The organism is uncultured Aquimarina sp., from assembly GCF_947495315.1.
GTDB lineage: Bacteria > Bacteroidota > Bacteroidia > Flavobacteriales > Flavobacteriaceae > Aquimarina.
On the sequence record NZ_CANLYD010000014.1, the window covers coordinates 164,017 to 181,259 of the forward strand.

Consider the following 17,243-nt stretch of genomic DNA (forward strand, 5'->3'; position numbering starts at 1 on the left):
TCTGGAGGTAATGATATAGAATCACTAGGAGTTAGTTTCGGGTTGAGTTCTCATACTACTTAAAAAAGAAAAAGTAGCTTATTAGAACGCTTTTGAATGTTTTAATAAAAAAGTTGAAAATTATATTTCTTCCTATAATATGAGGAATCTTATATTAGTAAAAAAATCTGGTACGAATGTGCCCAATCGCACAAAAATGGAGGTAAAGAAGTTAAGTTTAATTATTTAAACAGCTAAATTCCCATAATTAATCTAAAATATCTTATAAATATTATGAAGAAGGTTTTTACAGAATTAAAGAATTATGAATTATTATCTAGGGAACAATTAAAACACATTGGGGGTAGCGAATCAATTGCTATGGCTGGTGTATATTCTTGTAAATGTTTTAATAATCCAGGTAGTTGGGTCGGATGGTATGATTCGGATTCTCAAGCTGATAGTGCTATTTCTACATATTGCGACCATAATGGAGGTTATTGCTTAGCCTATTAGTTTATTATAATTTTTTTGCTCTAAGCCTATGGAATAATATATTTAATAGGCTTAGAGTTTAGTGATATAATCGTAAAAAAAGATAAATAGCTTCCTGTATTATGTTTATACCTGCTTTATATCTCCTTTAAATATTATTTTGCTTTAAGGCTCTCCCAATCGTTCAAACAAAAAACGCACGACTTCAGGTCTCAGAAGTTTGGTGCTTTTTTTATACCCAAACTTTTGCAATTCCTCTAAATAAGTGTGAATCCAAGAAGAAAAAGTTTTGGTGCATACATTATACAAAGCTGCTAGTTCATATTTATAATAAGCCTTTAGCTTGGTGGGTTGTTCCCCTTCAAAATATGTTCCTTTTAACTGTGAAGACTCCATACTACTTTGCTAAATCTTTATTTGTGAAAGAATTAAACCCTTCTTTTCCTTCCCATAGGGATTCCAGAGATTCTGTATCATCATCTACTTCATAGGTAATCCTTTGTGGGTTTTCTAAAACATATGGAGCTCCAAAGCTATCAATCGCTACTCCATACTCAGATGATATTTTTTCCAAAGCTTTGATAAAAGCTCTGCATCGTTTTCTTTTATCCTTTTGAAGTTTCATATTCCATTTCATAGTGCGTTGTTGTCTGCATTTAACTCTTCTCCAAGACAGGTGCCGATAAACCCACCAATTAATATGAAGGGATAGGTTTCCTTCTTGGCGTATTTTTTAGCTACAATAAATCCAAGCATACTCCCTATGAGTATCCAACCAGCTTTCTGTGTGTTTTTCGATATTCTCATGAGTTCATTATGTTCTTGTTCTGAGCTTGTCGAACTGATAGTAATAGCAATCCTCCGGCAGCAGCTATTGATCCCCAAGCTGCTAATTGTAATCGCCTCCTTCTTTCATCTCTAAAATCTACTAACGTTACTGTAAAAGAATTTCCATATCGTTTTCTGTGTTCATTAGAAAGTTTTAGAAAACGTTCAAAATCATTAGCATTGGCAAATACCAAACACCCTGCAGAAAAATCATCAATCACTTTGGTAGTTCCTTGTTTTCTGGCTCGGTGGATGTTGATTCCAAATCTTCCTGTATCCTGAAATCCAGATTCGAACCATTTAAAAAGCCCTTTTCGTTCATAATTCCTAATGATATTAACAGGAGCTTTTTGTACTAATGCCTGATAGACACCTCGATGTAATCCTAAACTATATGCATCTACATACTGTCCTTTTTTTAGAAAAGCAGTTCCTTGAGAATGCATAGGATTGTCTAACCAATATTGCCCGGGATCTGTAGTCGCTTTAAACATATGATATACCCATTTTCCTTTATCATTTGTGTAAAACACATGGATCTCATCATCAAAACGATTACTATGTATAAAACGACTGCGATACCCAACAATATTAAGTCTATATGGCTGTCTATAAATTTTATATCCTTTGTTTTGTAATATCTGTAAACTCTTTACTAACATCTACTTTAATGTTACATATTGATGCTAATTGTTACCAATGAAATCAGAAACTACCCATATTTGTTTTTTGAGTCTACGTTTTCTGTAAACACCATCACCTTCTCTGGATCTGTTATCGTTCGTATTTCCTTCTACTGTGACAACCCATGTCGAACCCCACTGATCTATAAATCCGATATGCGCAGGACGCTTTAGTGTATGGTACCAAACCATAAATACATCTCCTGTTTGTGGCGTTTGCTTTTCAAACTTTCCCCGATGATAGATACGTTTATCCTTCAATGCGAAACTTGGAACCCATGCGCTTTGTGGAGCCTTAACTTCTGCATTTTGATAACACCAAGAAACAAACGCAGCGCACCAAGCATATGATGGACCTAAATCCACACTTGCCAGATACATTTCTACATGGGGACCTCTATTAGCACCACCAAATTCGCGAACTCCTATCTGAGAATCATACAATTCTTTGACACATTCACGTTTGTGTCGCTCATCATTTTGAATTTCTGTCCGGCTTACAAAGCCCTGGCCAGTAATGCTACTGCAAACAAGAAAGCAAAGAATATAAAAGTGGATAATTTTAGCTTTTGCCATGGTGTTATGGTATTAAAATCGTTTCTAAAATGATGGTCTAAATAATCTTCTGAGGTAGGCCAGATCAGTTTCATTAGTATGCGTACAATTCCGTGCAGGATAAAAATTCCAATAATGGCAAACAGATATACCTGAAATACTCCGGCATCATAGGTTCCTGCTGTAGGATCGATCCATCTAAGGAAAACCGCACTATGGATCCAAAGAATAAGCCCAACTGCTAATGATGATAACTCTCGCCATACCTTGAAATAACTCCAAAGCGGTTGGAACTTATCAAAAATTGGTTGTAACCATCGAATTACTTTTTTCATGTTTTTACTTTTAAATTTTGCATTATGAGTTTTTCAGTTTTACATTTAGATTGAGGATAGGTTTCTGGTAGGAGCAAAGACAGTTTCTCCAGATTGTGTTAGAATCCTGGTAGTACCATTCTCCATTCCTGTGATGTATCCAACCACAGTATTGGGAGTTAGTTCCGGAACAATAAAGGATCCATCTATGGCTTTAAGTAATGTTGGTTTAACCGCTATTGCCAGATTCCATTCGTTGTTGATTTGATTATCATTATTGTCGAAAGCACCTATGGTACCGAGTCCTGGGATAAACCATACGCCTCGTGCATTTTGTTTGAGTCCCATACGCCTGAACTCTGATCTTATCTTTATCTTCTCAAGTTCCTTTTGTTTGAAAGCCACACTAAGAAGTGCATTTACTAAAGAAGTGACCCTGATCCCGGCAATCCGTACTCCCTGAAAAAAAGTACTGACTTGTTGATATTGATCTACAGAATTTATTTTCTTCAATCCACCAAGTACTCCAAACAGGTTTCTTTTATTAGCTGCTTCTATAATTTCCCTGGAAATAGATGCTGCATCAAATCCTGATGCGTTGTTTTTTCCAACTAAACTGGTGAAAATACTTTGTGTAATTGCCGAAGGAAAACCAGCAGCCCTCAATGCTCTTTCTGTTCCTTTACCAAAAATTCCATCCACACGACCGTTCTTAAAACTTGTTTCTTTAATAATCATAGCAGCTTGTCCGCCTTTAACTAGGAGTGCATTTTGTATCATACTCACCAAAGCACCTCGAGCACCTCTCTTAACTGGAAAGCTGCCAGAGGCAGCAATTGGCAAGTTTGGTGTTGTTATCGTGCCTTCAGAAGGAATTGTAATTGGATCATTTGTAAAACTTCGCCTTGTAGCAGCTTTATTTCTAAAGTGGTTATAAGCAAGGTATCCTAACCCTAATGCTACGCCACCACCAAGTCCTATCATTACGATTTGTTTCTGCGATAAGGATTTCTTTTTATTTTTTCTTCTGACCGCAGTTGTTGTATTTCGTCTCATAGGTTTTATCTTTTTGAATTAATAATTTCATTAGCAATAGCAAACTCCTCAGTAGTGAGTTCGCTTTGCAAGTCAGCTGCCAAATTTCTACCTTCCAAATCTCTATAAGCACGCCGAACTTTTCGCATCATTGTAGCCGTTGGGATTTGCTCTAAGGTTCTGAATAAGGATTCTTCATCTGTTCCCCATCCGAAGGCATTGTCATTTTCAAATGCCATTACCAATCGAATGGCAAAATTGGCTGGGTTTCCTTCAATCAAAGCTTGTCCTTCCCTTATATCCCTTTTGAATTTTTTTACCAATGCACGAATCCCGAAAAATGCTGCGGCTCCTAATCCTACGGCTAATAGTATTGAGGTGGTAGTTTTGCCAACACTTATCTTTGGTTTACTCTTTATGGTTCGTATTGCGAGTGCTGCTGGAATTGCCATGGATTATCCTTTCTTTATCTTCATTTTTACCAGATTTCGTATAAAGGCGTCATTCAAAAACATATGTTCCATTTTTATAATGCCTTTAGCTCCAAAATTTCTGTTCATTGTTTCAAAGGCTTTTCGTACCTGATGCGCTTCTGATTTATCTTTTACGGCTATGTTTATGGTGATTGGTGTTTTCATTTTTCTTGTTTTTTTAGTTTCAAAGTGACAAAGAATCAAAGTTTAAGAGTTGACTTTGTGACTCTGATGCTTTGTCTCCTAGCTGTCGCCTTGCGACTTTTTCTCTTTCAATTGATTGAGGTAATAGGCTATTTTCTGGATGATTCCTCCATCATCTTTTATCTGATCTCCTAGCTGGAGCATTAGTTGCAGGACCTGCTCAAACTGTTCCTCAGTAAAAACTTCATGAAGGTGATTTAAAATTTGAATTAGATATTCTTTATCATCTCCGTTTTCGCTATTCTCAGGTGTCTCATTGAACCCCAACCTCCCCAGTGTTCCCGCAATTCCTTTCATCTGATTTGGGTACTGTCTGGCTAATCCAGAGATAGCACCAGGAAGTAAGGCTTTTCCTAATTCTACGAATCCTAATTTTTTGACCAGTGCTTCGATTTCCTGTTGTTTGGTTTCTGCTTCTTTTTTGGACTCAACGAGGTTTTTTTCGAGTTTCTCTATATCTTTTTTGCTTTTTGCAAAAGACTCTTTGAGTCTTTCAAAATCTCGTTTCTGAAGTTCTTCCTGAAGCATGCTATGCACTTTATGGTGTACTCCGTTTAAGGTTTCTTGACTGTTTTTGGTCATCTCCTCCAGCTTTTCCTGGAGTTTTCGGTTCTCCATAGAAAGTCGCTGGATAGTTAGTTGATCTTCAACTGCAGGAGTTCCTGATAGTTTTTGATGCGCTACAGGAAGCATTTTTACATTTGATTCTGATAAAGGAACTTTTAGCGTGTCTAATCTAGACTGACCTTGCTCCATTTTATATTTTACATAGGCACTTTCGCTTGAAAAGCCTAGACGATCCATATCTGCATATTGCTCATCATTTAATCGTACTGATCCAGGTTTTCTATTCCTTGCTTCCATCATCTTTTGTCTTTAATATCACCTGCAGAAAACGAATGGTTCGTTGATACTTTCGGGTATTGATAATCTCAATACGATCTGCATGTTCGTGAACATTCTCCACAATTCCCTGTGTATACCAATTGTCGTAGCGTCCATAATCAGATTTTACAATCAATCCCCAAGAGATATAAGTAACCAACCAGATTTCGTTGTTCGCCTGAAACTTCAGCACCCCCATAGGGGGTATAGTAAAGTCCCTATGAATAATCCTATAGTTTTCAAACCCTCGCTCTTTAGCTCTTCTGTCTGCATACTGCAGTGCAAATTCCTCACGCATCACACAATGTGTGTTTTATTATCTCACGCGCATAGCGCTATTTGGTATCTCACTCTTACGGACACTTGGTGTCTTTAAGTTCAATTGTCTTTAGAGATAATTGATTCATATTTCATTTTAAATGCCTCTTATAGACCTACCTCTGGCAGCTCTTCGATTAATAACCATATGGTGATTTCATATGGATATTCCGCCTGTCCTTGATCCTGATAAAATGCAGTGATGTAATCTGTATTCCCAGATTCATCTACAGCCAATAATTGTTGGTTTTTTGGTACATCCAGCAAGTCTAATTGCATATCAGGAGTGAGTTCTGTTTCAATCACTTGGGAGAAAGTATCTTCTGAACGTAACTGCTGTTCTTTATAGAAAATTCCTCGTTTCTGAAATAATGATAATGTCCCTAGTACCATACTGTGAGATGCAGATTACGTATATTCTTCAAAGGTTATAAAAGTCGTTCCTGTGTGAATTCCACTCCATAAAAAGAAAAGATCAGGATTACATTGTCCTTGGAATTGAAGGTTTAATTCCTTGTATTCTTCAAGCGGTTCCAAAAAACCATCTCCCTGATAAAAAGGAAACCGGTCTGTAGCAGGGTGTGCAAAATACCACCATCCTTCAGTTTGCTGTTCTACATAAATATCAGGTGGATAAGTGTCATTATATTCAATACCATCATTCAGTTGAAGAAAACGTTCATCTTCCATTTTAGAATCTGTAATTCCAAAATAATACATGGGAGTGATAGGTGAATCACTGCAATTATTTTCTAGTTTAGAAGTAACTAAAAGTGCATTGACTTTTGCAGTAGTGAATGGAAGTTTTGCCCCTGCGTTCAAAAATTGGTTTTCCCTTTGGATTGTAAATTTTATAGGGACAAACTTCCTCCGCACTATAACAGTGCTATTGCTACTTTTATTGTTTTCTTCTTTAATTATACACTTCATAACTGGAAATCATTAAGCTTTCCTTTGGTTGACTTTATCTACAACCGTTCACTAATTAACAGGATAATTGTAACTGTGTAACCTCTTTCAAAAGTTGCATTACTATGATCTTTATCTTCAAAACGTACCTTTACTGAAAGATCACCTGGTAATACATCTCCTAACTCAAAGAAGCGTTCTCTTGGCGCAACACTTAAGGAAGACATCAAAATTTTACTTTCAAAACCATCTGGGAATAGTTCTTCGCCACCAATTTCAATACGTTGTTTTCCTCTATAGTATAATCGATCTGGATACTCTGATATCAATTGAATTCCCTTCACCAGTTTGGTGTGTTTTGGTAACTCAAAATTATCTACGGTAATCAGCCCGTTCTGCTTTTCCACCTTAAAGGAAAATATTACTCTGGTTTCTTTGGTGTTTTCTTTTTCTTCTAAATTCATTTAACAAGTATTACACATTCATTTCGTTATTAAATGTCGATTATCGACCGACCTATGCGGGGACGGTTGCTGTTCCAGCGAGAACTACTTTGATCAATGCTTTTTCCGGAGCATCATCACCCAGTTCGATATTGAATTCAAATTCTTCATCATCACGGATAAAGCGCGGACTTTCTAAAAAATACGTTCCCAAATTGAGCATTGTGTTTCCATCGGTAGCAAATTCCTGCATTGGACGTTCATCGATAATGATCTTTTTATTAGCAATCAGTGAGAAGACACCATTCTGCAATCCACCAACTTTTTTGATACTATCAAAATTGGTTTGCTTGATTACTCTTTTCAATTCTGAATCACTTCCTGGAAGGTCTCCTTCAATTTCTGCTGCTAAGAGAATAATCCTGTTACAAAGGAAAAGACGATCTTTCTGAAGCTTAGCCTGAGTAACATTGGTAATCCCAATCTCTTTGGCATCTTGGGTTTCGAACATATCGATGTTAGCTTTGTTTCCTGCAAATTTGATCGCATAGTATGCAGTATCTGCTAGTTGTAGCCTTCCTTCTTTAATTCCTGTAGCTACATTTACCATAGCGGGATCATATTTCTTAGCCTGATCTCTAAGTGAGATATGCGCATTCACAATTTCTAAGAACTGTGATCTTGAACTTTTTTTCATTGTATTCATCATTATTAGTATTAAGTAATTAGTATTGAGTATTAAGTACAAAGTGTTAGGTAAATAGTGTTTTAGTACTCATTACTTTGTACTAAAATCTATGCTACTGCATTGAGTTCCGTGATATCTTCAGCTCCGTTTAATTCCATCATATCGATTCCATTTATATCTCCGTCAAAACCATTGGTAAAACCTTGTTGAATGTCGATAGTAGGTAATTGCTCCCCATTTTCGATTTTTCGGATGATCTCATCAACTTCACTGGTGTCAAAATCTCCTGTATCTACAACTTCAGATCCCATAAACACGAGTGGACGATCTTCGATATTTCCAAGTGCTAGTTTCTGTGCAAGAGAAGGGGACAACTTATCCAGAAATAGCTTCTTACCGATAGCTTTTAGAGACGTAACTGCTCTGTCCTTGGCATCATCCAGATTGTCTTTAATTCCATCAACTCCATTAGTGGCTTGTGGTTTGGTTCCGAATCCGTTAGAGAATGCCATTCCTACTCCAGCGGAAGTGATCCAATTTTTTCCGTAGTAGGCTCCCCCGAATATGGTCAACGCGCCCAATGCCAGGGAATACCTTCCTACAGCTGATCCTGCGATCATTCCTAATACTCCTGTGCTGAGATGCTTTCCAACTTCCAGAAGACTATCTTTTGTATTTGCTGTTCTTTTCATAATTATTTAATATTTGCTTTATGTTTTGGTTATCTGGGAGCACTAGTTTTAGTACTCCAAAAATCCCTGAGTGATTCGAATAGGGTTAGCTACTTTTTTGTTGATCACTCTTTTTCGCGCTGGATTATAAGAGAGCCCTTGGTACTAACTTCTCAGGGGCTTTTCTTTTGGCCCTCTTTTTAGTAAGTGATCTGCTGCCTTTTACAAATCTTCCTAATGCATCTCGTTGCGTTGTCTTTCGTTTCCTCTGTTGAGTATATTTTCTAGGAGCCCCAGAGATTGTTCTAGTAGTTTTCTTTTTACCAGATCGCATTGCAATGGCAACACCAGTTCCTACAACCAATATTCCAGCTCCAATAAGAATGGGTGTTTTATGCTTTTTAAAAAAGCTTTCCTTTGTTGGAGTATTGGTATTCGGGTTTTGAGGTAATGCTGTGTTTTGAGTAATCATTTGAGGATTTACGGGACGTCCGGGAAAAGAAGGCGTGAAGTTATGTACTGGAAATTGTTGCTGTCTTGGATCTCCAAATTTGACGGGAGATACTTGCTTTGGTTTTTTAAATAAACTCTCAGCTTGTTCTTTTACCTCTTTTCCCTTAGTGAAAATGTTACCAATCTTTCCTACTAAAGCCGCAACTCCTGCCACCGCGCTGGTTGCCGCAGCAATAGAAGCGCTAGTTGCTATAGCTCCCAATCCTTCTATCTGAATCTCATTATTCAAAAATGCTTCCACCACATCAGGATCGGACTCTACAACAAATTTTTCGAAAGGATCGTTGAAAACATCTGGTTCTTCATCATCAAAAGGGTTTCCTAAAGCATAACCACTAAGCGGTACTTGTTTGTCTTTGTTGCCTTTTCCTTTAAGAATGGCTTTTTTCAGGTTTTTAACTTTCCCACCTGCCATTTCGTAGATCTTCTCTGCCTTGGAGATTGCCTTTCGCATCTTGGTAAACTTGCGCATATCACCTCCTCGTTTTCGGGCTTCAGCTTCACTTAGATATCCAAATCGTAATTTCTCTGCTACTTTGAACATATTGATTTTCATGGCTAACAAGAATCCGTTTCTAAGTAAAATAGTAGCAGGATTTAAAAAACGGTTAAAGGTTTTGACTACCGGTTTAATTACTTTTTTGCCAAACTTTTTTAAACCTTTTCCTATCTTTTTAAAGAAACCTCCCAATCCGTCGATCACATAGATATTTTCATCCAGATCGGCATACATTACTACATTTCCATTATCGTCTAATATCTCATAAGCAATCTCCGGGGCGGAGTCAGAGACTCCATTTATTATCTCACTCATATTCTGAGAATCTGTGATATCGAGAGCATCTAGTCCTGTGGCATCAAAGCCGTCTAATCGGTGTAATTCCATACTATTCTTATTACCTAGGTCAGTGACCTTTTTATATTCTTATTTTGTTTCTTTTTGTTCGCATTAGGAGTTTTGTTTCTGGCACCGCCAGTTTTGCTTTTGGCACTACCAGTTAATAGTTTTAATACTCCAATCCCTGCTGCTACTGATATTCCTGATAGGATTAAAAAATTCAACAGGTTAAAATCTTTTTTTGGTGATATCGTTTTGATTTGCTTTCCATCATCTAACCGAAAAGGAGACAACACTTGCCCTTTCTTATTTTGAACACGTTGTTTTGTTTCTTGAATAGGAATAGAAGAGTTCTGTATCATTCTTTTATGGTGAATGATCTTGCGCAGTGGAATTGGTGATTCTTCTAATGCATCCAGACTAATATCTGCCATATCTACGCCGCTTAATGTTCCTAATCCATTGATACTAAAAGAGCCTCCGGCTTCTATGTCTTGCTTTTCGGAGTAGGGAACTTCATAATTAAATTGATCAGCTACACAATCGATGACAATATGTCCATTGGGAGTAGGAACGATTGGGTATACATGCTGAAAATGATGTTTCCCTCCGTATTTAGTGATTCTCATTTTAAATGGAATCCCAAGGTTGGTAAGAATACTTCCAATAAAAACGGTATAACAATCACAATCCACGCCAGTCATACGATCCGCCCAAGTTCTTGAAGGTCTGCGAACCTGTTCAACACCGGTTTTATCCATTTTGTACTGGATATGCTGGTACACGAAATTCCATATGTTTTTACAAGTGTCTGATAAGTTGTGACCTTTTAGTTTGACTGCCAGCTTCTGAGTGTCTTGCAAAGTCTCTCGTAATATAAGTTGCATCAGCTGGAGTGTATCTTCTAATTTTGCTTTGTCAGAACCTACAATAATGGTATCCTTTTGAACACTCTTAGGAATTAGATGATCAAAGCTCTTAGTAGTACGAATATGTCGTTTACTGTTAGCTTTCATTAAAGTTGTAGGATAATGTTATCGGTTTGTTCATAAGGCAATCCGTTGACACGGGTAATTATTTGCGTTTGCAAGTTCAGTTGTATGGGATTTCCATTTCTTATTTGGCTCACCGCCTCGGTGCCTAGTATCTGGATGAGTGTTAGCCACCCTGCAGATTGAATATGTAAGTCAAATTCTTTCTGGCTGTTTTCTGGAATCTCTATAACGGTGTTTTCTAAAGTGGAACTTCCCAAGAGTTTGTTTTTATGTAAAATCTTAACAAAGGGATGTTGTAAACGTAATGCTACAGGATTAGGGTTTTGCAACTGCACTATCGCTTTTAATTCAATACCCATTAGGTTCACTTTATGAATCCTTACCCGAATCCTAGAAGTAATATTGGTACTCGCTTTTTGTAAACGAGACAAGTATCGAATAGAAAATAAAGCAGCCAATCCACCAGCGATCCACTTAAACATACTCTTTGTTTTTTATCAAAGAAATGGCTTGTTTAATTGCATTACAAACAGGGTTGTGTAAGCTTGTTTTGGTTATGGAAACTACTGGTAATTATGGTAATTTGGTGGTGTGCCGGAGCTTTTTGAAGATTTTATGGAGATGTCTGGTTCTTGAATCCTAAAAACGCTGTTTTGAACTTAAATACAAACAAAAATGATCTATAGATTTTGGAGCAAAGCTGAATTAGCAATCCGTTTTGGAATTAGTCGGGAAACCCTTCGATTACGATTGAAGAAAATCAAAGGATTGAATACGGGAAGAAGACAACTGTTGTATCCTTATGAGGTACGAATGATTTTTAAGGAGTTTGGGGTAGGGGAATAACAAATCGTATCATAACTCTGATTACAATACAATTTGTTAATTTCTTTTAGTGATGTTTTAAATCACATAATAATCCATATAAGTTCCCCCACATCTACCTGCTGCCTCATTTGCAAGATGGATAGCTTTAAATCCAAGAGATGTATGAAATTTTACGTTGCAAGATTGTCTTCTACCTTCTGTATCATAACCTCCATCAATTTTTTTTTGCGCTTCCCTTGATAATGTTTGAATTCCTTTTACATTTAAAATACTCTTCATAGATAATTTATATTAATTATACACTTCAAAAGTAGATGTTTTCAATTCCAATTCCCCCACCTTTTTAGGGTAGTCTTTATTGTTTTATTAATCTAATGATAGTCTGTTTATTATTGCTATGGATTATTTTGACAAAGTAAAAGCCAGAAGCCAGAATAGGTTTAATTTCAGTAATATCAAAATTATTGTTTTTTGAAAAAACTTCATTGCCTAATGCATCAATTATTTTAATGTTATAGTTTGTCGAATAGTTTAATGGTTCAATTTTCATTACTTCTAGAATCGGGTTGGGATAAAGGTTAAAAACTGGTGTTTTATATGATTCATTAGGGTACTCAACATCTTCATTACTTAAAACTCCTTTTAAATTATTAATCCAATATAATTCTCTACTATAAGATACAATTAAGTCTGAGTTTTGATCTCCGTTTAGATCTTCGTACAATATTTTGAAACCATATTGATCACAATTACTAAGACTTTCTCTATAAAAAGTTTCCTTTTCCGAATATGTGTTTTCATTATTATATTCAAACCGAATAGAGTTTGAGCTTCCACTTCTAGAAGTAGTGTAAATGTTATCTACCCAACCATTACTATCTAAATCATAAAAATATACCTCATTTGTTATAAAGTTCGACGATTCTTTGAGAAGTTTTTTCGAGAAATTGTCTGACCCCAAATTCTCAATAATAAAGATTTCAGTTCCTGAATTACTTGTTGTAGAAAATAGAATATCGTTATCTAAATCACCTTCATAATCTATTATATTAATCCCATTTACCAAATTGGTATTAAAACTGTCCGGAGTAAAAACTTTGGAAAAAGAAAAATCTCCATTATTAATATAAATTGACCCATTTACAACTATATCAGGTAAGTTATCTTCGTTTAGCAATCCAACAACTACAGATCGTCCAGAATTTATACTACTTGATAAATTTCGAGTTGTGAAATCATTACCTCCGTTATTAATAAGTATATTATAATGAGCCTCATTTGAATAGAAAATATCAACTTTGTTATCATTATTAAAGTCATAGACAAAAAGTTTAGAGTAATTACGAGCACCAAATGTCGCAATCTCGTTAATTTGTGTCGAATTTAATTCCTTCCAAAAAATCTTATCGTCTGCAAACATGATTATTTCGTTCTCACTATCATTATCGATATCCCCAATTTCGTAATCTTCAAAATTTCTAGCCGTATCTGAAAGTAGTTTTACACTTGAAAATTCTCCATTACCAATGTTTTCATAATAAAGTAAACTTGAATACCAATAATTGTTAGAGGCAGAAACGACATCTAAGTCTCCATCGGAATCTATATCTAATGTTTTTATTTTTAGAGAATTACCGGAATGTAAAAAGTTGTTGAATGAAAAATTTCCGAAACCATCGTTTTTATACCACGCCGGATTTATTGGGTTTAATGTACATTGATCATTTTCGAAAGATAGAATTATATCTTGGTAACCATCAACATTTATATCAGAAACAGAAATTGGATCAAAACCACAAGCGCCATATATAACATCCTCTAATAAATAGGAAGTCTCATAATCATTATTCATATTATTAACTAATTTGAACACATTAGAGCTATTGCTATATATGATATCAATATCTAAGTCATTATCTAAATCAACAGGTAAAAACTTTTTTATACCATCAGCTTCCTTTATCAAAACTTTTTCAGATAGGATACTGTTAAAATCGTCAGTTTTAGAATTTAGATAAACGTGCAATGAGCTGGAATTACTATTGCTTTCTTTGTATAATGAAACTAAATCAACATAATTATCATTGTTAAAGTCTATCAACGAAAACATTTCCATATGTAAACTATTAGGTAGAAAATAGTCAATAATTACCTCGTTGTTTGATTCAATTACTCCATTTTTGTTTTTAATAAGTCGAATTTTTCCTTCTGATTTGGCAATTAAATCTATAAATCCATCATTGTCAATATCTTTTTGACTTAGCTCACTACTTCTTGCAAAACCCGAATGCTTATATTCAATTAAATTGAATACACTATTTCCAATATTTTTAAGATGATAAAGTCTTCCTTGCTTGGGGAAAAAAATGTCTATGTCAGAATCATTATCAACATCGAAAGAAATAAACTCATTAATTACTCCAGTTTCATATTCAAATAAAGTAATACTAGGTTTAAAAGTTCCATCACCATTATTTTCAATAAGTTTAATTTTTGATATCCAAGAGTTGTTACTTAATTTGTAATTTATTGAATAGAGAATATCACTATAAGTATCGAAATTATAGTCAATTGTTTTTAGGTCCGACACATTATAATCTATAGTGTTACTTTCATTAAGTAACTTTTCTATTTTTTTTAGAGGAGAAAAACTACCATCTCCATTATTTACAATTAAAGCAATGTTTTTTTCTGTAGTGCATCCTTGATAACGATATTGTGGTGCTAAAACAAAATCAGGAAATATGTCTCCATTAATGTTTGCCGCTTCTTTATGATAATAATCCTCATTATAGTTAATAAAGTTTCTATCTTCGTAAGTAGTAACTTGGGAAAAAGTATAAATGGGTTTAAGTAAAATGAGTAAAAAAATAACTATACGATTCATAAGCTAAATATTTTTCGCAAAAGTACTTAATAGTATTTAATCACTGCCCGCCCATTCAGGGTAGTTTTATATCTTTCTATTACTACAATCTATGTTGCTATTCAATATAATGTATATCAAAAGACCCTAATCCCACCCTTAAACTTAGCCAACTCTTTACCATTAGGAACATTCTCATAAATAATGGCTGTTTCCCAGGTTCCTTTAAAATGTTGTAAAAGCATTTTTTCTAGTCTTCGGATGCCTAAGGCTTGATTGGGTTTTGATTTTTTGTGTTTCTGGTCAAATGAATAGAAGGTTCTGGAGTTACCATCGGTAAAGTATACAATGCATTTACTCAATGCCTGATCTGGATTGGGATGAATCATAGTTTACATGTTTACAACTTTATGTAGACTTTTCTCATAGAGTTGGAGTAGACGGTCGTCTTTGTACTGAGACAGCCGTTGTTGTTGTATTCTAAAAAGCTGTAAACGTGTTTTGTTTTTGTGTTTTCCTATCCCTTTTTTATGATCTTTCCATTCTGATGCTGTTTTCTGAATCAGAATTTGATTTCTTATTTCTTTTTTCAACAATTCCTGTTTTAAAAACCATTCATAGGTTTTATTAAATCCATTGCGTTTATTTTCAGGATTAAAATACAGATGTGGGGGTGGCACCCAGCGATTTGGGTTTCGGTCTAGCCATCTGGAAACCATATCTATTCGTTTAAAAAGGATTTCTTGATAGCCTTCCCAGTCCTTTTTGCTTCCGGTTATCTTAAATTTTCGATACACTGATGCCCAGATACAATTCAGGATTTCAGTTTCTTCTGGTTGACTTAGCTTGATGTTCGGATAAAGTAGGACTTTGGCATAATTCCAAAAATCGCGCACCAGTTGTAATAAAAAAGCCGAATCTACCTCTTTTGCATTTGTAGATGTTGCCATCTTTTTTTGCTTTTTAGAGGCAGAATTTCGGCTTTCCCTGATGTTCTTGTGTTGTTCTTGTGATGTTCCTGTAACGGAGTTATCAATTTCTTTGTGAGCTGTTAAGCGAACTCCTTCTTTTTCGGTTACTAACTTATCCACAGTGCTATTATTATTTTTTAGTTCTTGTTGTTCATGAACTAATGGGTGTAAATTTTTCACTTTGAGGTCATAGACCTCTTTTATTATTTGAATATCAGACTGGATATTATTTAGAATTGTTGATGATTTTTTCGCTTTAAAAATGGTCGGATTGATCCATAATTCTATCCCTGATTTTCCTCTGTGGGTTTCTTTGATTATAAATCCTGCAGCTTTTAATCGCTCTTTGTGATTGATAATGGTTCTAACCGTGCACCCTTTGCAAGATGCTAGGCTAGGATTGAAGGTTTTAAATCCTGGAAGATCTTTGGTGATATCTTCTCCCAATGTGATAGCTTGATTTAACTGTTTAGCATACAATCGTGTGATTAACTCAGCAGTAGCTCTATGATTTGCATTTAAACGTTCTGTAAGTTGATGATGATTTTGATTGTGAGTATCAATAAAGGTTTTTGTGGCTGTAAACAGCTTACTAAAATCAAAGTAAACGTGAGTAGTGCTATTATTTTCCATAGGATTTATTTTTAAGAGATTTTAATTCTTTTAAAGACGATAGTACAGAGTCACAACAGAAAATAGTGTGATTGATTTTCTCTGTGAATATGTGTCGATATCGATCTCCGAATTGTTCCTGTAAGCTCTCTACAGTTTTTATAGATTCCTTACGTTGCTGTTCTATAAAAAGCAGTTGTTCTTCTAGTGTAAGCATAGGTAAGTCTTTATCTTTTTGGGATGTAACGTTCTAAATATGCCAGGATACTTTTTTTGGAATATTTGATGACTTTCCCAGCTTTGGAAAATACGATTTCATCACAATCTCGTAGTTCTTGTAGCTTGGTTTTACTTTTGATTCCCAAGAGTTGTTTAGCCTCTTCTGTTGATAACCAATCATTAGCAGGATCCATATTAGCCATAGCTTCTTCTTTTGCTTCCCGAATGGTGGTTCTTACTAGTTGCATCATTTCTTTTTGTAAATGCTGAAATGCTTCTGATTCTAATACGATTACTTCCATATTATTATTTGTTTACATTAATTTCTAATAGTTTGAGAAATTCTGGTCTTGAAATAAATGAAGAATCAATATCTACTTGATCGCACAATAGACCTAGATATTGTTTAAGAACCTGTTCTCCGAATGGTAATTCCTTTTGGAGTAAAACACCCTTTCTTGATCCAGTCGATTCCATCATTTTTGAATTTCTCTTTAATCTGGGTGTAAAGAGAAACAATAGAATCATACCAAAACAGTGGTAAAAGGATTTACAACCCCAGTATTTTGTTTTAAATAATTGGTTTTCATTTGTTTAAAAACAGGTCTATGACCTAAATTTGTAAAAAAACAAAGGTAAAAATGCCACTAATCCCTTAAAACCTGCTAAAAAACTAAACCCTTTTACAACCCCTAATTTTCTGTTATTTTTTAAAATTTAGGTTGAATTTGGGTTTTTAGGGTGGAAAAACATCTTGAATTATGTCTCACTTTGGATAGTATCAAGCTTTAGAAGCATCCCTCGAAGCATCTTCTTGACAGAGATTTTAGTACTATCGGGAATCGAATAATATCGGTTGCTTAAACTTTCTGGAGAAATAACTTTGGTCTTATGGGTTTTGAAAGTAGAGGATAAAAACTC

The 17,243-nt window shown here is 35.1% G+C and carries 27 protein-coding genes; 2 read left to right on the forward strand and 25 right to left on the reverse strand.

Annotated features, from left to right (window positions below; translation table 11 throughout):
* The first annotated feature begins 273 nt into the window (after positions 1 to 273).
* The gene (locus tag Q0910_RS21480) at positions 274 to 495 is read left to right on the forward strand and encodes a hypothetical protein (RefSeq protein ID WP_299221270.1); all 222 of its coding nucleotides are present in this window, start codon (positions 274 to 276) and stop codon (positions 493 to 495) included.
* A gap of 144 nt (positions 496 to 639) precedes the next feature.
* Here Q0910_RS21480 and Q0910_RS21485 read toward each other — a convergent pair whose 3' ends face one another.
* The 18 genes from Q0910_RS21485 to Q0910_RS21570 form a co-directional block, all read right to left on the reverse strand.
* Entirely contained in the window at positions 640 to 870 is a 231-nt protein-coding gene (locus Q0910_RS21485) for a DUF4248 domain-containing protein (protein ID WP_299221272.1), read from the reverse strand.
* A 1-nt stretch (position 871) separates the two neighbouring features.
* A complete protein-coding gene (locus Q0910_RS21490) occupies positions 872 to 1,099 on the reverse strand; it encodes a hypothetical protein (RefSeq protein WP_299221274.1) in 228 nt (75 codons plus the stop codon).
* Positions 1,100 to 1,277: 178 nt separating this feature from the next.
* On the reverse strand, positions 1,278 to 1,964 hold the full coding sequence (locus Q0910_RS21495; RefSeq protein ID WP_299221276.1) for a hypothetical protein: 687 nt from the start codon (positions 1,962 to 1,964) through the stop codon (positions 1,278 to 1,280).
* Positions 1,965 to 1,988: 24 nt separating this feature from the next.
* Positions 1,989 to 2,429, reverse strand: coding sequence for a CHAP domain-containing protein (locus Q0910_RS21500; protein ID WP_299221278.1), 441 nt, complete (start codon positions 2,427 to 2,429; stop codon positions 1,989 to 1,991).
* Between the two features lie 53 nt (positions 2,430 to 2,482).
* On the reverse strand, positions 2,483 to 2,875 hold the full coding sequence (locus tag Q0910_RS21505; RefSeq protein WP_299221281.1) for a hypothetical protein: 393 nt from the start codon (positions 2,873 to 2,875) through the stop codon (positions 2,483 to 2,485).
* Positions 2,876 to 2,920: 45 nt separating this feature from the next.
* Positions 2,921 to 3,910, reverse strand: a complete 990-nt coding sequence (locus tag Q0910_RS21510) for a hypothetical protein (protein ID WP_299221283.1) — start codon at positions 3,908 to 3,910, stop codon at positions 2,921 to 2,923.
* A gap of 5 nt (positions 3,911 to 3,915) precedes the next feature.
* On the reverse strand, positions 3,916 to 4,341 hold the full coding sequence (locus Q0910_RS21515; RefSeq protein ID WP_299221286.1) for a hypothetical protein: 426 nt from the start codon (positions 4,339 to 4,341) through the stop codon (positions 3,916 to 3,918).
* Between the two features lie 3 nt (positions 4,342 to 4,344).
* Positions 4,345 to 4,527 carry a hypothetical protein gene (locus Q0910_RS21520; protein ID WP_299221289.1) on the reverse strand — a complete coding sequence of 61 codons (183 nt, stop codon included), beginning with the start codon at positions 4,525 to 4,527 and terminating at the stop codon, positions 4,345 to 4,347.
* A gap of 78 nt (positions 4,528 to 4,605) precedes the next feature.
* On the reverse strand, positions 4,606 to 5,430 hold the full coding sequence (locus Q0910_RS21525) for a hypothetical protein (RefSeq protein WP_299221292.1): 825 nt from the start codon (positions 5,428 to 5,430) through the stop codon (positions 4,606 to 4,608).
* Entirely contained in the window at positions 5,414 to 5,749 is a 336-nt protein-coding gene (locus Q0910_RS21530; protein WP_299221294.1) for a hypothetical protein, read from the reverse strand. The genes Q0910_RS21525 and Q0910_RS21530 overlap by 17 nt, the downstream gene beginning before the upstream one ends.
* A 128-nt stretch (positions 5,750 to 5,877) precedes the next feature.
* The gene (locus Q0910_RS21535) at positions 5,878 to 6,162 is read right to left on the reverse strand and encodes a hypothetical protein (protein WP_299221297.1); all 285 of its coding nucleotides are present in this window, start codon (positions 6,160 to 6,162) and stop codon (positions 5,878 to 5,880) included.
* A 15-nt stretch (positions 6,163 to 6,177) separates the two neighbouring features.
* Positions 6,178 to 6,699, reverse strand: coding sequence for a hypothetical protein (locus Q0910_RS21540; protein WP_299221299.1), 522 nt, complete (start codon positions 6,697 to 6,699; stop codon positions 6,178 to 6,180).
* Positions 6,700 to 6,737: 38 nt separating this feature from the next.
* The gene (locus tag Q0910_RS21545) at positions 6,738 to 7,142 is read right to left on the reverse strand and encodes a hypothetical protein (RefSeq protein ID WP_299219810.1); all 405 of its coding nucleotides are present in this window, start codon (positions 7,140 to 7,142) and stop codon (positions 6,738 to 6,740) included.
* 52 nt (positions 7,143 to 7,194) lie between these two features.
* Positions 7,195 to 7,818, reverse strand: coding sequence for a hypothetical protein (locus tag Q0910_RS21550; protein ID WP_234424215.1), 624 nt, complete (start codon positions 7,816 to 7,818; stop codon positions 7,195 to 7,197).
* A gap of 98 nt (positions 7,819 to 7,916) precedes the next feature.
* Positions 7,917 to 8,501: a hypothetical protein gene (locus tag Q0910_RS21555; protein ID WP_299221303.1), complete on the reverse strand. Its 585-nt coding sequence runs from the start codon at positions 8,499 to 8,501 to the stop codon at positions 7,917 to 7,919.
* A 124-nt stretch (positions 8,502 to 8,625) separates the two neighbouring features.
* Entirely contained in the window at positions 8,626 to 9,879 is a 1,254-nt protein-coding gene (locus Q0910_RS21560) for a hypothetical protein (RefSeq protein ID WP_299221305.1), read from the reverse strand.
* Between the two features lie 14 nt (positions 9,880 to 9,893).
* Positions 9,894 to 10,847 carry a transglutaminase-like domain-containing protein gene (locus Q0910_RS21565; RefSeq protein WP_299221308.1) on the reverse strand — a complete coding sequence of 318 codons (954 nt, stop codon included), beginning with the start codon at positions 10,845 to 10,847 and terminating at the stop codon, positions 9,894 to 9,896.
* On the reverse strand, positions 10,847 to 11,308 hold the full coding sequence (locus Q0910_RS21570; protein ID WP_299221311.1) for a hypothetical protein: 462 nt from the start codon (positions 11,306 to 11,308) through the stop codon (positions 10,847 to 10,849). Before Q0910_RS21570 ends, Q0910_RS21565 begins: the two co-directional genes overlap by 1 nt.
* Before the next feature lie 193 nt (positions 11,309 to 11,501).
* On the opposite strand from Q0910_RS21570, the gene Q0910_RS21575 reads away from it, so the two are divergent.
* Positions 11,502 to 11,672 carry a hypothetical protein gene (locus Q0910_RS21575; protein WP_299221314.1) on the forward strand — a complete coding sequence of 57 codons (171 nt, stop codon included), beginning with the start codon at positions 11,502 to 11,504 and terminating at the stop codon, positions 11,670 to 11,672.
* A 57-nt stretch (positions 11,673 to 11,729) separates the two neighbouring features.
* Here the strand turns inward: Q0910_RS21575 and Q0910_RS21580 are convergent, their stop codons facing one another.
* The 7 genes from Q0910_RS21580 to Q0910_RS21610 all read right to left on the reverse strand — a co-directional run bounded on the left by Q0910_RS21580 (position 11,730) and on the right by Q0910_RS21610 (position 16,802).
* A complete protein-coding gene (locus Q0910_RS21580; RefSeq protein WP_299219829.1) occupies positions 11,730 to 11,933 on the reverse strand; it encodes a hypothetical protein in 204 nt (67 codons plus the stop codon).
* A gap of 76 nt (positions 11,934 to 12,009) precedes the next feature.
* A complete protein-coding gene (locus Q0910_RS21585) occupies positions 12,010 to 14,541 on the reverse strand; it encodes a T9SS type A sorting domain-containing protein (protein ID WP_299221318.1) in 2,532 nt (843 codons plus the stop codon).
* A gap of 116 nt (positions 14,542 to 14,657) precedes the next feature.
* Positions 14,658 to 14,909, reverse strand: coding sequence for a hypothetical protein (locus Q0910_RS21590; protein ID WP_299221320.1), 252 nt, complete (start codon positions 14,907 to 14,909; stop codon positions 14,658 to 14,660).
* 3 nt (positions 14,910 to 14,912) lie between these two features.
* The gene (locus Q0910_RS21595; RefSeq protein ID WP_299221321.1) at positions 14,913 to 16,124 is read right to left on the reverse strand and encodes a hypothetical protein; all 1,212 of its coding nucleotides are present in this window, start codon (positions 16,122 to 16,124) and stop codon (positions 14,913 to 14,915) included.
* The gene (locus Q0910_RS21600) at positions 16,114 to 16,320 is read right to left on the reverse strand and encodes a hypothetical protein (protein ID WP_299221324.1); all 207 of its coding nucleotides are present in this window, start codon (positions 16,318 to 16,320) and stop codon (positions 16,114 to 16,116) included. The genes Q0910_RS21595 and Q0910_RS21600 overlap by 11 nt, the downstream gene beginning before the upstream one ends.
* A 10-nt stretch (positions 16,321 to 16,330) precedes the next feature.
* Positions 16,331 to 16,624, reverse strand: coding sequence for a helix-turn-helix domain-containing protein (locus Q0910_RS21605; RefSeq protein WP_299221327.1), 294 nt, complete (start codon positions 16,622 to 16,624; stop codon positions 16,331 to 16,333).
* Positions 16,625 to 16,628: 4 nt separating this feature from the next.
* Positions 16,629 to 16,802 carry a hypothetical protein gene (locus tag Q0910_RS21610; protein WP_299221330.1) on the reverse strand — a complete coding sequence of 58 codons (174 nt, stop codon included), beginning with the start codon at positions 16,800 to 16,802 and terminating at the stop codon, positions 16,629 to 16,631.
* Positions 16,803 to 17,243 lie beyond the last annotated feature (441 nt).

Coding starts and splice junctions, on each gene's coding strand:
- Q0910_RS21480 (WP_299221270.1), top strand. CDS start 274: ATGAAGAAGGTTTTTACAGAATTAAAGAATTATGAATTATTATCTAGG.
- Q0910_RS21515 (WP_299221286.1), bottom strand. CDS start 4,341: ATGGCAATTCCAGCAGCACTCGCAATACGAACCATAAAGAGTAAACCA.
- Q0910_RS21570 (WP_299221311.1), bottom strand. CDS start 11,308: ATGTTTAAGTGGATCGCTGGTGGATTGGCTGCTTTATTTTCTATTCGA.
- Q0910_RS21575 (WP_299221314.1), top strand. CDS start 11,502: ATGATCTATAGATTTTGGAGCAAAGCTGAATTAGCAATCCGTTTTGGA.
- Q0910_RS21535 (WP_299221297.1), bottom strand. CDS start 6,162: ATGGTACTAGGGACATTATCATTATTTCAGAAACGAGGAATTTTCTAT.
- Q0910_RS21545 (WP_299219810.1), bottom strand. CDS start 7,142: ATGAATTTAGAAGAAAAAGAAAACACCAAAGAAACCAGAGTAATATTT.
- Q0910_RS21495 (WP_299221276.1), bottom strand. CDS start 1,964: ATGTTAGTAAAGAGTTTACAGATATTACAAAACAAAGGATATAAAATT.
- Q0910_RS21550 (WP_234424215.1), bottom strand. CDS start 7,818: ATGAAAAAAAGTTCAAGATCACAGTTCTTAGAAATTGTGAATGCGCAT.
- Q0910_RS21560 (WP_299221305.1), bottom strand. CDS start 9,879: ATGGAATTACACCGATTAGACGGCTTTGATGCCACAGGACTAGATGCT.
- Q0910_RS21610 (WP_299221330.1), bottom strand. CDS start 16,802: ATGATGGAATCGACTGGATCAAGAAAGGGTGTTTTACTCCAAAAGGAA.
- Q0910_RS21485 (WP_299221272.1), bottom strand. CDS start 870: ATGGAGTCTTCACAGTTAAAAGGAACATATTTTGAAGGGGAACAACCC.
- Q0910_RS21565 (WP_299221308.1), bottom strand. CDS start 10,847: ATGAAAGCTAACAGTAAACGACATATTCGTACTACTAAGAGCTTTGAT.
- Q0910_RS21540 (WP_299221299.1), bottom strand. CDS start 6,699: ATGAAGTGTATAATTAAAGAAGAAAACAATAAAAGTAGCAATAGCACT.
- Q0910_RS21605 (WP_299221327.1), bottom strand. CDS start 16,624: ATGGAAGTAATCGTATTAGAATCAGAAGCATTTCAGCATTTACAAAAA.
- Q0910_RS21530 (WP_299221294.1), bottom strand. CDS start 5,749: ATGCGTGAGGAATTTGCACTGCAGTATGCAGACAGAAGAGCTAAAGAG.
- Q0910_RS21585 (WP_299221318.1), bottom strand. CDS start 14,541: ATGAATCGTATAGTTATTTTTTTACTCATTTTACTTAAACCCATTTAT.
- Q0910_RS21490 (WP_299221274.1), bottom strand. CDS start 1,099: ATGAAACTTCAAAAGGATAAAAGAAAACGATGCAGAGCTTTTATCAAA.
- Q0910_RS21600 (WP_299221324.1), bottom strand. CDS start 16,320: ATGCTTACACTAGAAGAACAACTGCTTTTTATAGAACAGCAACGTAAG.
- Q0910_RS21510 (WP_299221283.1), bottom strand. CDS start 3,910: ATGAGACGAAATACAACAACTGCGGTCAGAAGAAAAAATAAAAAGAAA.
- Q0910_RS21520 (WP_299221289.1), bottom strand. CDS start 4,527: ATGAAAACACCAATCACCATAAACATAGCCGTAAAAGATAAATCAGAA.
- Q0910_RS21595 (WP_299221321.1), bottom strand. CDS start 16,124: ATGGAAAATAATAGCACTACTCACGTTTACTTTGATTTTAGTAAGCTG.
- Q0910_RS21580 (WP_299219829.1), bottom strand. CDS start 11,933: ATGAAGAGTATTTTAAATGTAAAAGGAATTCAAACATTATCAAGGGAA.
- Q0910_RS21525 (WP_299221292.1), bottom strand. CDS start 5,430: ATGGAAGCAAGGAATAGAAAACCTGGATCAGTACGATTAAATGATGAG.
- Q0910_RS21505 (WP_299221281.1), bottom strand. CDS start 2,875: ATGAAAAAAGTAATTCGATGGTTACAACCAATTTTTGATAAGTTCCAA.
- Q0910_RS21590 (WP_299221320.1), bottom strand. CDS start 14,909: ATGATTCATCCCAATCCAGATCAGGCATTGAGTAAATGCATTGTATAC.
- Q0910_RS21555 (WP_299221303.1), bottom strand. CDS start 8,501: ATGAAAAGAACAGCAAATACAAAAGATAGTCTTCTGGAAGTTGGAAAG.